Source organism: Arthrobacter paludis (assembly GCF_056782315.1).
Genome location: NZ_JBXAEW010000011.1, coordinates 128,718 through 142,243, shown reverse-complemented (window position 1 = coordinate 142,243; position 13,526 = coordinate 128,718). Strand labels below are relative to the sequence as shown.

Here is a 13,526-nt window from a genome sequence, read left to right as displayed (position 1 = left end):
AGCCGTGCAAGAATCGGCGGCGGGGCAGCGAGCGGAAGGAGCGGTGGCCGAGATGGTGGAGGACGACGGCGGCGTCCGCGCCCGCCGCGACCCGCTGCGCCTGGAGTCCCTGTCGATCTGGTCGGCCGTCATCGCCGGCGCGCTCGCCGTGGCCGTCGGGCTCGTGTCCTTCCGCGGCTACCGGCCGCCGCTGGCCGGCGACGGGTCCGTGGCCATCTACTCCTCCGCCGTGTCCGGTGCCGCGGCGGGCCTGGCGTTCGTCGGCGGCTACGTCCAGTCCGCCCGCACCGTGCACCGGTGGCTCGGCACCCGGCCGCTCGTGCGCCAGGCCGTGGACGTCGTGGCCCTGGTCGTGGTGCACGCCGCGATCGCCGTCATGTCCTCCCTGACCGTGTTCCGCATGTTCCAGCAGGCGTTCTTCGGGCTCACCGTCGACGCCGTCGCGGGCGCGACCATGCTCGCCGTCGCGGCGGGGATCAGCGCGTACGCGGCCTTCACATCCGGGGCCCGGATCACGGCCGCGACCCTGTCCGTGCTGCTGGCCGTGTTCATGGCCTCCGGCATGCTCGTGAGCATGCTGTTCGCGGAAAACCCGCTGTGGTGGCACTCGATGTTCAGCGAGCTCGGCACCGGCCAGGCCGGGGCGACGTCGTTCTGGACGTTCAACACCACCATCACCACGTCCGGGGTCATCCTCACGACGCTCTCCTCGTTCCTGACCCGGGACCTCAAGCACTGGGCCGAGGTCCTCGGGCGCGCGGACGCCGCCATCGGCCGACGGCGCCGGCTGGCGCGCCCCCGCCCCGCCGTCGTGCGCTGGGGGCTGATCGCCGGCGGGCTGTGCATGGTCGGGATCGGCGTGTTCCCGGTCAACACGTTCACGGACGTGCACACGTTCTTCGTGCGGCTGCTGGCCGTGATCCTGCTGGTGCTGCTGCTGGGGGTGCCGCTCTGGCTGCCCGGGTATCCGGCCGCGTTCTATGTGCTGACGCTCCTCGCCGTGGGCGCCCTCATCGGGGCGGCCGCGCTCTGGTTCCCGCTGCGCTACTACAACCTCACGGCGCTGGAGCTGGCCGCGGCGGGGATCGTGTTCTCCTGGCTCGTGGTGTTCATCCGGAACACGACCGCCGTCATCGAGGCCGCCGGCATGCAACCCGTGGAGCTGGGCCACGGGACCGACGAGCCGGGGGAGGGGGACGACGGCGGCGCCCCCGCCGGCCCGACACCCGCGGAGAGCGGCGGGACGGGGTAGCGCCGTGGACGTCCTCTCGATGCTGCTGGGCCACCTCGACGCCTGGTGGGTGTACCCGGCCGCCGGCCTGGCCGTGGCCCTGTCCGGGGTCTTCCCGCCCGTGCCCAGTACGACGCTGTTCGTCGCCCTCGGCTCCCTGTCCGTCAGCACGGGGCAGCTGAACCCCTACCTGCTCGGCCTGGCGATGGTGGGCGGCGCCCTGGCCGGGGACCTCGCCGGGTACCTGCTGGCCCGGTACGCCGGGCTGGCCGGGTTCCGCCTGTTCCAGCGCCCGGGATGGCGGGCCACGCTCCGGGCGACGGGCCGCCGCCTCGAGCGGCACGGCCTCGTGTTGTTGACGACGTCCCGCTTCATCCCGCTGGGCCGGATCACCTCGAACGTCGCGGCCGGCCTCGTGCCGCTGGCCCCGGGGCGGTTCTGCGCGCTCTCGGCCGGGGCCGCGGTGCTCTGGGCGTCGTATTCGGTGGCCGTCGGCGCCGTCTCGGGGGCCTGGGAGGGCGTGCGCACCGAGTTCGCGGTCCTGTTGGCCATCGCGGCGGCCCTGGTCCTGGGCCGGGTCTTCTCCGGCCTGGCCGTGTGGTGGCAGAACCGGGCGTGAGGCCCGCGCGGGGGTCCTGCGGGGCGACGTCCGCTCAGGTGTCGAGGTCGTCGTCCCGGGGGGCCACATCGACCAGGGCGGACCCGTCCCCGTATTGCGCGCGCGGGATGACGCTGATCTTGCCGTTGGTCTCCAGAACCATCGCCTGGACCGTCGAGAGGTCGCCGATGCCCTGGAGCCGGGCGGCCTGCCGCAGTTCGGAAACCGTGAGCCGGTTGCGCCGGAGGGCCTCCTGGCGGATCTGGCCATCGGCGAGAAGCAGGGCCGGCTCGCTCGTAAAAACACCCCTGGCGCGGGGCCAGCGCGAGGAGGTCCAGGCGACGACGAACTGCAGGCTCGCCAGCAGCACCAAGGCCACCGTGCCTTCGGCCCAGGAGACCTCCGGGCTGAGCAGGATGGTGGCCACCGTCGAGCCGAGCGCAACGGTCACGACGAAGTCGAAGGCATTGAGCTGGCCGAGGGTCCGTTTCCCGGTGGACCGCAGCACCAGGACCAGTGCCGCGTAGGTCGCCGAGCCCACGAGCAGGATCCGCAGGATCGCGTCCCAAGAGTCAAACCACATGCCAAGCCCTTCCGCCGTCTGGTGTCAACGCGCCGTGGTCCCGTCAGCCCGCGGCCCGTTCCCACGCCTCGACCGGGCCCGGGACCAGGCGGAACGAGGGGTGGGCCCTGACGGGGTCGGCCGCCGCGAGGGCCGCGGCGCGCGCCGGGTCCCGGACGTCGAGCTTGGCGAGCAGGTGGCCGCGCTCGAAGGCGAGCTGGCCCTCCGTGAGGGGCAGGAGGGCCGCCGCGTCCGGGGCGTGCCCCGCCGGTCCGAGCTTGCCCCGGTCGAAGCGGTAGCCCCGCGCGTCGGCCTCGTCGACGACCCGCCCGAGGTAGGCGTCGACTGCGGCCAGCGGGTCGGCGCACGCCCGGAACCGGACCAGCTGCGGGTGGTTGGTGTACCCGCGGGTCTGCCCGGCCAGGACCTTGCGCGCCAGCAGGCCCTCGCGCCAGCACGCGAGGAGCCCCTTCGTGTCGAGGTAGGCGGGGTGCAGGCTCCACAGGCGCATGCCGACAGCGTCCCACACCCGCCGGTCCCGGCCGGCACGCCGGGTTCGCCGCCGCGCGGGGGTCCCGCCGCTCCCGCTACCGCCGGCGGTGGATCGACTTGTAGCTCAGGTACGCGGCGAGGCCCTCGGGCCCGTACTCGGTGCCGAGCCCGGAGTCGTGCCGGCCCCCGAACGGGGACGCGTGGTTGGAGGCGAAGAAGTTGATCCCCACGCTGCCGGAGTCGACCCGGTCCGCCACGGCCAGCGCGGCGTCCTCGTCCGTCCCGTACACGATCCCGCCGAGCCCGAAGCCGGTGTCGTTCGCCAGGGCCACGGCCTCGTCCACGCCGTCGTAGGCGATCACGGACAGCACCGGCCCGAAGACCTCCTCCCGGGCGATCCGCATCGACGGCGCGACGTCCGCGAACACGGTCGGCTCCACGAAGAACCCGCCCTCCAGGCCGCCGCCGGGCGCCGCGGCCTCTCCGCCCGTGGTCGCCCGCGCGCCCTCGGCGTGCGCCGACTCCACGTACTCCATGACGGTGCGGAACTGGGAGGCCGTCGCGGACGGCCCGAACACGGTGGCCGGGGCCAGCGGGTCGCCCTGCGGCTGGGCGGCGACCGTCGCCGTCGCCATGTCCACGACGTCGGCGTACCGCTCGCGCGGGGCGAGGATCCGGGTCGAGATGTAGCAGGTCTGCCCCGTGTTGCGCAGGCACGAGCGCACCAGTCCGCCGGACATCGCGTCCAGGTCGGCGTCCGGCAGCACGATCGCGCTGGACTTGCCGCCCAGCTCCAGTGTCACCGGCCGCAGCAGCTCCCCCGCCGCGGCCGCGATCTTCCGGCCCACCGGCGTCGAGCCGGTGAACGCGACCTTGTCCACGCCGGGGTGCCGCACGAGCGCGTCCCCGAGCCGGCCGGAACCGGTGACGAGGTTGACGACCCCGGCGGGCACGCCGGCTGCGGCGCACGCGTCGACGATGTGGCGGAAGGACAGCGGCGTCGGCGAGGCCGGCTTCATGACGACGGTGCACCCGGCCAGCAGCGCCGGCGCGAGCTTGATGGCCATCAGGTTGATGGGGAAGTTCCACGGCGCGATCAGCCCGCACACGCCCACGGGGTCGCGCCGCAGCACCGACTCGCGGTCCGGCGCGTTCGGGAACGGGCGCACCTCCTCCCCGTCGAGCAGCGGGGCGAGCGTCGCGAAGTAGCGCAGGATCCCCGCCGCGTTCGCCGCGGCGCCCCGGGACTCGGAGATGGGCGTGCCGTTCTCCCGCGTGTTCGTCAGCGCGATCTGCTCGGACCGGGCCTCGACCTCGTCCGCGATGCGCAGCAGGTACCCCGCGCGCTCCGCGGCGGACAGGCGCGGCCAGGGGCCGGCGTCGAACGCGCGGCGGGCGGCGCCGACGGCGCGGTCCAGGTCCGGGGCGCCGCCGTCGGGCACCGACCCCCACGCCTCGCCGGTGGCCGGGTCGGTCACGTCGTTGCGCCCCGGCGCGAGCGCGGGCACCCACGCGCCGTCCGCGAACACGTCGTCGACGTGCGCGTAGCGCAGGTCCAGCGCGGCGCGGGCCGCGGCGGCGGGGGAGGACGACGGCGGCGCCGCCGTCGGACCGGGCCCAGCGCCGGCGGGCGCAGCGCCGGCGCGCGCACCGGCGGGGACCGCGGCGGGCGCAGCTGCGGGGGCCGCGGCGGCCGCGCCCGCCTCGGGGCGGGAGGCCTGCGGCGCGGCGCTCATCGGATGGCCTCCGTCCGCAGCAGGGCGTTGGAGCGGGCCAGGTCGGCGCGGGCCATGGCGACGGCGGCCTCGGTGATGAGCTCCGGGACGATCTCCTGGCCGAGCCGGTCGCAGTACGTGGCCGGATCCATCCCGAACCAGGAGCTGGCCAGGGCGATCCCGGCGTGGTCGAAGCGCCACAGCCGGTCGGCGTCGCGGACGAGGGCGTCCTCGAGGGAGTAGGCGACGTGCCGGGTGTCGTGCCCGTCGATGATCTCGCAGACCCGGTCGACGAACTCCGGGCCGTGGCCCAGGCCCGGCAGGACGCGGCGCGCCACGGCGCAGCCCCGCTCCTCGTGCTCGAAGCGGATGGCGGCCTTGCGCCAGTCCCCGGAGAAGCCCTCGGACAGGATCCGGGACTCGTCCACGTGGGCCCAGCCGGTGTCGTGCAGCAGGATCGCCACGAGCACCAGCTCGCGGTCCGCCTCGGGGTAGGCGTCGCAGAGGCGCTGCGCGTAGGCGAGGGAGATCGGCAGGTGCACGTCGTTGCCGCGCGTGCGCGTCTCCGGGACGACGGCCCGCCACAGCGCGTCCAGCCCCGTGCTCGGGGTGAGGGCGATCGGACCCGTGTCCACGGGGCCTGCCGCGGGAAGGGGCCGGTCCGGGTGGGCTGCGGCGAAGGCGGCGGCGCGCGGGTCCGCGGCGTGCGCCGCCGGGTCGGCCGGGGCCCACTCGGCGTGGGTCTTGTCGGTGCTCATGTCTCTCCTTCCGCCCGGACGCTCAGGCGTCCGTCGCGAGGGTCTTCAGCGGGGTGGCCGGGTCCGCGGCCGCCGCGGCCGGGATGTTCTGGCCCTTGCCCAGCGCGTTCTTCACGGCCATGAAGTCCAGCGGGTGGTTGACGCAGTCCGCGGCGATGATCCGTCCGTCCCGGTAGTAGAGGACCGAGAAGCGGCCCTTGGCGTCGTCGCGGCGGACCACCGTGGAGTCGTGGCCCAGGGACAGGCCGGCGATCTGCAGCTTCAGGTCCGCCTGGTTGGACCAGAACCACGGGATGCCCGCGTACTCCTCCCGGCGGCCCATCAGCGAGTAGGCGGCGACCTTCGCGTGCTCGACCGCGTTGTTGACGCTCTCGAGGCGGAGGCGCTCGCCGGCCGGGGCGCCGGGCAGCGGGTTGGGCAGGTTGGCGACGTCGCCGACCGCGACCGTGGCCCCGTCGGAGGCCAGGGCGTTGCCGTCGACGACGATCCCGTTGTCGACCTCCAGGCCCATGGACTCCGCGAGCTCCGTGTTGGGGACGACGCCGATGCCGACCAGCACGATGTCCGCCGGCAGGACGGTGCCGTCCTCCAGCTCGACGCTGCTGACGCGGCCGCCCTCGCCGGCGATCCGCCGGATCCGCGTCTGGAGCCTGATGTCCAGCCCGCGCGCGCGGTGGGCCTCGAGGAAGTAGGCGCTCGTGGGCTCGCCGACGGCGCGGCCGATGAGCCGCGGCCCGTACTCCAGGACCGTGACGCGCTTGCCCATGCCGTGCAGCGAGGACGCGGCCTCCAGCCCGATGAACCCGCCGCCGACCACGACGACGTCGGCCGCCTCCGGGGCGAGGTCCTTCAGGGCGAGCGCGTCGTCGGCGTTGCGCAGGTAGACGACGCCGTCGAGGTCCGCGCCCTCGGCCTCCAGGCGGCGGGCGCGGGCGCCCACGGTGAGGGCCAGCCGGTCGAAGGCGATCCGCGACCCCGTGGCCGAGACGGCCGTGCCGGAGCCGTCGGCGTTCTTCTCGATCCGCTCGATGCGCTCCCCCTTCACGAGCGCGATGCGGTGCTCGGCCCAGTACTCGGCGGTGCGGAAGATCAGCTTCTCCTTGTCCACCTTGTCCTGGAGGAACTCCTTGGACAGGGCGGGCCGCTGGTAGGGGCGGTGGTCCTCGTCGCCGAGCAGCGTGATGTGCTCCGTGTAGCCGAGGGCGCGGAGGGACGCGGCCAGCTGCACGCCGGACTGCGAGGCCCCCACGATCAGCAGGCCGGTGCGGGTGGGCGCCTCGCCCGCGGCGAGGACGCCGACGGCGGGGTCGGCCGCGCGGGTCGTTTCGGTCGCCATGGCTACACCTGCGTTTCCGGCGTCGTGACGTGCAGGTCCTGGCCCTCGCACAGCTTCAGCTGGCAGGAGAGCCGGGAGTTCTCCTCGCGGTCGACGGCGGTGCCGTAGAGCATCTCGTCCTCCATGTCCTCCATGGGCGGCAGGTTCGGGAGGTCCCGCTCGTCGACGAAGACGTGGCAGGTGGCGCAGGAGAGGGACCCGCCGCACTCGGCGACGATGCCGGGCACGCCGTGGCGGACGGCCGTCTCCATGACGGAGTCCCCGGTGTTGCCTTCGATGTCGCGGACGGTTCCGTCGGCGTCGGTGAACTGGACGACTGGCATGGTGTCCTCCTCTGGTCTGGGATCCGTGGGGGATGCTGGGTGGTGGGCTAGATGAATTGGCGGCCGCCGTCGACCACCAGGGTCTGGCCGGTGACGTAGGAGCTGTCGGGGCCGGCGAGGAACAGGGCCGCGCCGACGATGTCCTCCGGCTGGCTGGAGCGCTTGAGCGCCCCGCGGTCCACGCCGTAGGTCTCCGCGTTGTCCATGAGCGAGTAGCTGGCCTCGGTGAGCGTGAAGCCCGGGGCGATCGCGTTGACGGTGATGCCGCGCCGGCCGAGCTCCTTGGCCATGACGCGGGTCAGGGCGACGACACCGCCCTTGGACGCCACGTAGTGCATCCACTGCTCGGAGCCGGAGTAGATCGTCGCGGAGGAGAGGTTGATGATCCGCCCGCCCTCGGGCAGGTGCGGGCTGGCGGCCCGGGAGACGAGCCACGGGCCCTTGAGGTTCACGCCCATGACCAGGTCCCATTCGGCGGGGTCGATCTCCTCGAAGGGGGAGCGGGTCACGGCGCCGTAGATGGCGGCGTTGTTGAGGACGACGTCGATGCGCCCGCCCCCGAACTCCGCCGTCCGGGCGGCGAGCTCCGCCGTCGACTCCGGGCTGGTGACGTCCGCCGCGAAGGCGGCGGCTTCGGCCCCGGCCCCACGGACCAGGGCGGCGGTCTCCTCGGCCCCGGCGGCGTTCGTGTCCGCGACGGCGACCCGGTAGCCGCGGCCGGCGAAGCCCAGGGCGAACGCCCGGCCCAGGCCGCCGGCGCCGCCGGTGACCAGGACGGTGCGGGCCGTGTCGGTGGTGTCGGTCATGTCAGTCGCTTTCGCTTCGGGGGTGCGGGACGGTTCGGGCGGTGGGCCCGAGGAGGGGGAGCGCGGCTGCCGGGCCGGCGGCGCCGGAGCGCCGATCGGGGGGAGGGCCGGCCCGGCAGCCGCCACCGGCCGTGCCGGTGGGATGCGGGGCGGCGGCCGCCGGGGGACATGGGCCGCCGCCCCGCTGGCTAGGCGGGGGCGTGCGTGGGCTCGTGCCCGTGGGCGTGGGAGTGGGCCCCCGGGCCTTCGACGGCGGGCGCGTCCGCGTCGTCGAGGATCTCCACGGTGCCCTTCGTCCCGTCCACGCGCAGGCGCTGCCCGGTGCGGATGGTCGTCGAGGCGTTGCCGGTCCCGGTGACGGCGGGCAGCCCGTACTCGCGGCAGACGATCGCGGCGTGGCTCATCATGCCGCCGATGTCAGTGACCGTCGCCCGGATCTTGCCGAAGATCGGGCCCCAGCTGGGCGCCGTGACCGTGGCGACCAGGATCTCGCCCTCCCGGACCTCGGAGAGCTGGTCCGCGTCGTGGACGACGCGGGCCGGGCCCTCGACCGTCCCCGGGGAGGCGGCCATCCCCTTCAGGCCGGTGCCGCCGTCCTCGTCCCCGGCCAGCCACTGCTGGACCTGCTCCGTGGTGATGCCCCAGAGCATCCGGGTGAACGGCTCCGTGATGGACGCCGGCGGGGTGTTCAGGGCCGGCGCGGGACGGGCCGTCTTCAGTGCGTCGACGATCCTCCGCCGGCGCTCGATCTCCTCCGGCCAGTAGGTCGGGCCGATCGGACCGGTCGGCGCGCCGACGCCCCACCCGGTGACGAGGTCGAACAGGGCGTCCCGGACCTCGTTGCGGTTCAGGTAGAGCAGGTCGTCCGGTTCGCTCCAGAAGCCCTCGGCGTGCATCATCCGGGACAGCTCCCGGACCTTGCGCCAGAAGACGCCCATGGTCCAGTGCTCGATGTAGAAGTTGTGGTTCTCCACGTACGGGTACGCGGTCGCGGCCAGTCCGCGCTTGGCGTCGAAGACCTCCGCGGCCTGCGGGTCGAGGATCTCGCGGTATTCGGCGACGATGCGTTCCTTCTCCGCGATCAGCTCCTCCTTGGGCCGCATGATCGTCTGGCCCTCGTCGAGGCGCCGGATGTAGTCGGCGATGTAGCCGAGCGGGATCTCCTGGTGGTCCTTCCAGTACTTGTCGTGCCCGTAGAAGCCGTTCCCGACCGTGAAGTTGAACCACGGGTCCTGCGCCTCCGCGTAGCGCTCCAGCCACCGGGCGCCGCCGTCGGCCGCCTCGAGGCCCGCGAGCGTGCCGGCGACGTCGTCCGTGTCCGCGAAGCGGGACTGCAGGCCGAGCTCGACCGCGAGCGTCGCGAGCGCCTTCAGCTCGTCGTCGGGCCGGAACAGCTCCATGTCCACGCCCTGGACCATCGTGGCGATGGACTGGTCCGGGATGTTCGGGAAGACCTCCTTGCAGAAGTTGAAGAAGTCCAGGTACGCGATGTAGCCGAGGTTGAGGAACTCGAAGTGGTACTGCCAGTTCTGGTACGCCAGCTGGATCAGCCGGTCGTAGTTCCCGAGCAGCACCTCCGACCCGTCCTGGGCCTTGCCGGAGGTGATGTCCTCCAGTGGCACCATGTCCGGCAGCTTCGCGAAGGACAGGGCCTCCATCTCGTCGATCGTGCCGCGGACCTTCCGCTTCCACTGCTCCAGCAGCGGCTCCCAGTTCCGGAAGTAGTGGCCCACCCGCTCCTCGAAGTGCGGCACCCGGGCGGCGATCTGCTCCTCCGGGACCGGGATCGGGGACATGTACAGGTAGCCGAGGTGCACGCGGAATTCGATCCCGTTCGCGTTGGGGATCATCAGGTGCCGCGCGTTGTACTGGCCCAGGCACTTGACCGCGAACTCGCCGCCGATGGTCTCGAACGGCTTGAAGACCGTCGGCCAGTGCTGGGAGTCGCAGAACCAGAACTTGGCGTCCTCGGCGTCCTGGAGCTGGTCCTGGAAGACCAGGTAGTAGGGGTAGATGCTCTTCCAGTCCTCGGCGCCCGCGGGAACCGGGAGCTCGGACGGCTTGGGGAAGGACTTCATGGACATCTCTGGGGTGTCCTCTCGGTCGGGGTTCGACGGTGAACCGTGGTGGGGGATGTCGGTGGTGCTCGGGAGGTGGCGGGGGAGGTACGGGGGAGCCGTGGCGGTGCGTCAGGGTGCGCTGCGGAGCAGGCTGGCGGTGATGGAGCCGAGGCCGAAGGAGCCCGACGGCGCGGTGCCCGCCGTCGGGCCGCCGTTCGCGGTGCTGGCCGTTGTGCCATCGCCGGCCGCCGTGGCGCCGCCGGCTGTGTCGCCGGAACCGGGGTGGCCGGGGCCAGGCGTTCCGGGCGGGTGCGCCGCCGTCGTGCCCGTTCCCGGGATGCCGAGGGCGGCGGCGAAGCCGCCGGTCCCCGCCGCGGCGGGCGCCTTCGACGAGTGCACGGTCTCGGGGCGGGACTGCAGGAGCATGAGGTTCTCGCCGTCGGGGAGGTCGGCGTCGAGGGCCCACTCGATGTCCTGCGGGCACCCGTAGTGCTTCTCGGCGCGCTTGGCCATGCGGGCGACGGCCTCCAGCTCGGCGTCGGTGAGGCTGCGGCGCCCGCGGCGGTCGGCGTCGACGGGGCGCTCCACCAGGGTGTGGGCGCCGGCGTCGGGCACGAGCTCGACGTGCTTGTCGCCGATGTGTTCGGTGACGACGGCGAGCGTGACCTTGTCGAGTTGGATGTTGTCCGGGGTGACCGTGCCGGAGACGACCGTTTCCCCGACGCCGTAGGAGGCGTCGACGGTGATCTTGGAGCGGTCCCCGTTGGCCGGGTCCAGGGTCATGGCGACGCCGGAGACCCGCGCGTTGGCCATCTTCTGGACGACGACGGCCATCGACAGGCCCTCGTCCTCGATGCCGTTCTTGAGCCGGTAGGTGATGGCGCGGGCCGTGTAGAGGGAGGCCCAGCAGCGCCGGACGTGCTCGGCGACCGAGTCGAAGCCCTCGAGCCAGAGGTAGGTGTCCTGCTGGCCGGCGAAGGAGGCGTCGGGCAGGTCCTCGGCGGTGGCGGAGGAACGGACGGCGACCGGGGCGGGGGCCGCGAAGCGCGACTGCAGCGCCTCGTAGGCGGCGCGGGTCTCCTGGCGCAGGCCGGCCGGGACCGGGCGGGAACAGATCTCCTCGCGGATGGCGGCAGACGCGGACTCCACGGCCGTAGGGTCGTCGGCGTCGAGCCCGGCCAGGCGGGTTCGGATGCCGTCCCGGATCCCGGCCTCGTCGATGAAGGCGTCGAACACGGCCGTGGTGACGACGAAGCCCGGGGGGACGGGCATGCCGGCGTCGGTCATGGTGACCAGCGACGCGCCCTTGCCGCCGAGACGCTCGAGCTTCGGCTCGATGCCTCCGTCGAAGGACTGGATGTAGTCGGTGCTTTCCATGGGTCAGGACTCCCAGGTGACGGGGACGGTTTCGGGGACGCGGAACGAGAGGTTCTCGCGGAAGGTGATGTCGTCGGGGGCGACGAGGCGCAGGCCGGGGGCGAGGCGGAGGGCCTCCTCGAGGGCGATTTTGGCCTGGAGCTTGGCGAGCATGTTTCCGAGGCAGTAGTGGATGCCGAACCCGAAGGAAAGGTGCTCGCGGGCGTTGTTGCGGGAGATGTCGAACTCCTCGCCGTGCTCGAAACGCTCCTCCTCGCGGTTCGCGGAGCCCATGACGAGCAGCAGCTCGCCGCCCTGGGGGATCCTCACGCCGCCGACCTCGGTGTCCTTGAGGGCCTTGCGGCGCCAGGCGACGATGGAGCCGGAGTAGCGGAGGACCTCGTCGACGGCGCCGGCGATCTTCTTCGGGTCCTCGGCGAGCTGCGCCCACTGGTCCTGGTGCGCGAGCAGGACGCGGAAGCAGTTGGCGATCAGCGTCGTCGTGGTTTCGTGGCCCGCGAAGAGCAGGGAGTAGAGGAGCGAGGCGATCTCGTGGTCGCTGATCTCGGCGCCGTCGGACTGTGCGCGGACCAGGTCGGCCGTGAGGTTGTCGCCGCCCTCCTCGTGGGCGACGCGGACCAGCCGGAGGCACTCCTGCCAGTAGTCGACCAGGTTGTGGGCGTGCGGGACCTGCTCCTCGTCGGACAGGTCGCCCCACGTCATGGCGGCCCGCGAGTCGGACCAGGCCTTGAACGTGTCCAGCTTGGACACGTCCGCGCCGATCAGGGTCAGGATCGTGACCGTGGGGACCTCGTAGGCCAGGTCGCGGAAGATGTCGCCGTCGCGGTCCGGGCGCGCCAGCATCTTCTCGACGAGCCGGACGACGTTCTTCCGGATCTCCGGCTCGAGGACCTTGTAGCGGCGGGGCGTGAAGGCCTTCTGCGCGACGGCGCGGATCCGGGTGTGCTCCGGCGGGCGGCGGGCCGACAGTCCGGAGTAGGCCGTGAAGCCGCCCTCCTCCATGATCTTCGTCGCGGCGGCGCCCCGCCGGCGGACGGGGGCCTGGGCGTTCTCGGAGGAGAACGTCTCCCAGTCGTCGAAGACGGCCTTCACGTCGTCGTACCGGGTGACGACGTAGTAGCCGACGCGCTCGTCGAACATGACCGGCTGCTCGGTCCGCAGCGCCTGGTAGGCGGGGAACGGGTCCTTCTGCTGGAACGGCTCGAAGCCGTGGTGGTCGGCCGGCGCCTCGGCGCCGTGGCCGAACGGGCAGCGGGCGGTGTCCGTGGTGGAAGGCATCTGAACTCCTGGGAAGGCTTCCCGGGCCGCTAGGCGGTTCCCGGCTTGGCTTCCTCAAGTGTTACTCAGGTCACGCGATGGCACTCACTCCACTATCCCACTGAGTGGAAGAGGTGTTGGGGTTCGGCCGGTTGCTCCGGGTCCCGCGTTTGCCTAGTGCTCGCGCGGCTCGTCCGGCAGGGGGTCGATGAGGCTGCCCAGAAGGGTCTCCAGGGGGATATGGGCGGTGGCGCGCTCGATCCGGCTGGAGATTCCCCGCAGGGCCGGGAGGTGCCGGGTCATGGTCGCGCCGTGCGTCGACGGGACCACGAGGCCGATGCTGCAGCCGATCCGGCCCGTATGGAAGACCGGCACGGCGATCGAGCACGAGCCGCCGCGCATCTCCTCCAGGGTCACGGCGTAGCCGCGCTCGCGGACCTCGTCCAGTTCCTCCGCCAGCCGCGCCGGGTTCGTGTGGGTCTGGGGCGTGGGCCGCTCGAGGTCGCGCTGCAGGTAGGCGGTCCTGACCCAGGGCTCGTCGAAGGCGAGGATCACCTTTCCCACGGCCGTGGCGTGGAGGGGCAGCCGGCCGCCGACGCGGGAGGCCCGGGGGACGCGCATCGTGCCGTAGACGCGCTCGATGTAGAGCGCGGAGTTGCCGTCGCGGACTGCCAGCTGGCTGGTTTCGCCCGTGAGGGAGAAGAGGTCCTGGATGAACGGGCGTGCGGTGTCGCGCAATTGGCGGCCGGCGTTCTGAGCGATGGCCCACAGCCGGAGGCCCAGCTGGATGTTCCCGTTGGCGCCCCGCGACAACAGGCCCCATTCGACCATTTCCCCGACCAGGCGGTGCGTTGTGGACAGGGGGACGCCGGCCTGCTCGGAGAGTTCGGTCAGGGACATCGAGCGGCGCGAGGTCTCGAACACGCCGATGATGGCGAGGACCTTGGACGTGACGCTCCGCCCAGGCTCCCTGTTGCCACCCGCCATGTCGCCTCCTCCGCTGGAACCAGT

The 13,526-nt window shown here is 72.8% G+C and carries 13 protein-coding genes; 2 read left to right on the top strand and 11 right to left on the bottom strand.

Annotated features, from left to right (window positions below; genetic code table 11):
* Window positions 1–43 precede the first annotated feature (43 nt).
* The gene (locus AC1Q5D_RS11190; protein ID WP_481738676.1) at window positions 44–1,252 is read left to right on the top strand and encodes a hypothetical protein; all 1,209 of its coding nucleotides are present in this window, start codon (window positions 44–46) and stop codon (window positions 1,250–1,252) included.
* A gap of 4 nt (window positions 1,253–1,256) precedes the next feature.
* Complete coding sequence (locus AC1Q5D_RS11185; RefSeq protein WP_481738675.1) at window positions 1,257–1,850, top strand: DedA family protein; 594 nt, start codon at window positions 1,257–1,259, stop codon at window positions 1,848–1,850.
* Between the two features lie 34 nt (window positions 1,851–1,884).
* Here the strand turns inward: AC1Q5D_RS11185 and AC1Q5D_RS11180 are convergent, their stop codons facing one another.
* The 11 genes from AC1Q5D_RS11180 to AC1Q5D_RS11130 form a co-directional block, all read right to left on the bottom strand.
* A complete protein-coding gene (locus AC1Q5D_RS11180; protein WP_481738674.1) occupies window positions 1,885–2,412 on the bottom strand; it encodes a DUF421 domain-containing protein in 528 nt (175 codons plus the stop codon).
* A 43-nt stretch (window positions 2,413–2,455) separates the two neighbouring features.
* Window positions 2,456–2,902 (bottom strand): pyrimidine dimer DNA glycosylase/endonuclease V, encoded by a 447-nt coding sequence (locus AC1Q5D_RS11175; RefSeq protein WP_481738673.1) that lies wholly within the window; start codon window positions 2,900–2,902, stop codon window positions 2,456–2,458.
* 76 nt (window positions 2,903–2,978) lie between these two features.
* Window positions 2,979–4,619 (bottom strand): aldehyde dehydrogenase family protein, encoded by a 1,641-nt coding sequence (locus tag AC1Q5D_RS11170; RefSeq protein ID WP_481738672.1) that lies wholly within the window; start codon window positions 4,617–4,619, stop codon window positions 2,979–2,981.
* Complete coding sequence (locus AC1Q5D_RS11165) at window positions 4,616–5,356, bottom strand: HD domain-containing protein (RefSeq protein ID WP_481738671.1); 741 nt, start codon at window positions 5,354–5,356, stop codon at window positions 4,616–4,618. Before AC1Q5D_RS11165 ends, AC1Q5D_RS11170 begins: the two co-directional genes overlap by 4 nt.
* Window positions 5,357–5,378: 22 nt before the next feature.
* On the bottom strand, window positions 5,379–6,692 hold the full coding sequence (locus tag AC1Q5D_RS11160) for an NAD(P)/FAD-dependent oxidoreductase (protein ID WP_481738670.1): 1,314 nt from the start codon (window positions 6,690–6,692) through the stop codon (window positions 5,379–5,381).
* A gap of 2 nt (window positions 6,693–6,694) precedes the next feature.
* The gene (locus tag AC1Q5D_RS11155) at window positions 6,695–7,015 is read right to left on the bottom strand and encodes a 2Fe-2S iron-sulfur cluster-binding protein (RefSeq protein WP_481738669.1); all 321 of its coding nucleotides are present in this window, start codon (window positions 7,013–7,015) and stop codon (window positions 6,695–6,697) included.
* Between the two features lie 47 nt (window positions 7,016–7,062).
* Window positions 7,063–7,821 (bottom strand): SDR family NAD(P)-dependent oxidoreductase, encoded by a 759-nt coding sequence (locus AC1Q5D_RS11150; protein ID WP_481738668.1) that lies wholly within the window; start codon window positions 7,819–7,821, stop codon window positions 7,063–7,065.
* Window positions 7,822–8,009: 188 nt separating this feature from the next.
* On the bottom strand, window positions 8,010–9,905 hold the full coding sequence (locus AC1Q5D_RS11145) for a PEP-utilizing enzyme (protein ID WP_481738667.1): 1,896 nt from the start codon (window positions 9,903–9,905) through the stop codon (window positions 8,010–8,012).
* A gap of 105 nt (window positions 9,906–10,010) precedes the next feature.
* Window positions 10,011–11,258 (bottom strand): PEP/pyruvate-binding domain-containing protein, encoded by a 1,248-nt coding sequence (locus tag AC1Q5D_RS11140; protein ID WP_481738666.1) that lies wholly within the window; start codon window positions 11,256–11,258, stop codon window positions 10,011–10,013.
* 3 nt (window positions 11,259–11,261) lie between these two features.
* Window positions 11,262–12,536: a cytochrome P450 gene (locus AC1Q5D_RS11135; protein WP_481738665.1), complete on the bottom strand. Its 1,275-nt coding sequence runs from the start codon at window positions 12,534–12,536 to the stop codon at window positions 11,262–11,264.
* A gap of 153 nt (window positions 12,537–12,689) precedes the next feature.
* Window positions 12,690–13,502, bottom strand: a complete 813-nt coding sequence (locus tag AC1Q5D_RS11130; protein ID WP_481738664.1) for an IclR family transcriptional regulator — start codon at window positions 13,500–13,502, stop codon at window positions 12,690–12,692.
* Between the last annotated feature and the right edge of the window lie 24 nt (window positions 13,503–13,526).

Coding starts and splice junctions, on each gene's coding strand:
- AC1Q5D_RS11155 (WP_481738669.1), bottom strand. CDS start 7,015: ATGCCAGTCGTCCAGTTCACCGACGCCGACGGAACCGTCCGCGACATC.
- AC1Q5D_RS11140 (WP_481738666.1), bottom strand. CDS start 11,258: ATGGAAAGCACCGACTACATCCAGTCCTTCGACGGAGGCATCGAGCCG.
- AC1Q5D_RS11145 (WP_481738667.1), bottom strand. CDS start 9,905: ATGTCCATGAAGTCCTTCCCCAAGCCGTCCGAGCTCCCGGTTCCCGCG.
- AC1Q5D_RS11150 (WP_481738668.1), bottom strand. CDS start 7,821: ATGACCGACACCACCGACACGGCCCGCACCGTCCTGGTCACCGGCGGC.
- AC1Q5D_RS11180 (WP_481738674.1), bottom strand. CDS start 2,412: ATGTGGTTTGACTCTTGGGACGCGATCCTGCGGATCCTGCTCGTGGGC.
- AC1Q5D_RS11130 (WP_481738664.1), bottom strand. CDS start 13,502: ATGGCGGGTGGCAACAGGGAGCCTGGGCGGAGCGTCACGTCCAAGGTC.
- AC1Q5D_RS11160 (WP_481738670.1), bottom strand. CDS start 6,692: ATGGCGACCGAAACGACCCGCGCGGCCGACCCCGCCGTCGGCGTCCTC.
- AC1Q5D_RS11175 (WP_481738673.1), bottom strand. CDS start 2,902: ATGCGCCTGTGGAGCCTGCACCCCGCCTACCTCGACACGAAGGGGCTC.
- AC1Q5D_RS11135 (WP_481738665.1), bottom strand. CDS start 12,536: ATGCCTTCCACCACGGACACCGCCCGCTGCCCGTTCGGCCACGGCGCC.
- AC1Q5D_RS11170 (WP_481738672.1), bottom strand. CDS start 4,619: ATGAGCGCCGCGCCGCAGGCCTCCCGCCCCGAGGCGGGCGCGGCCGCC.
- AC1Q5D_RS11165 (WP_481738671.1), bottom strand. CDS start 5,356: ATGAGCACCGACAAGACCCACGCCGAGTGGGCCCCGGCCGACCCGGCG.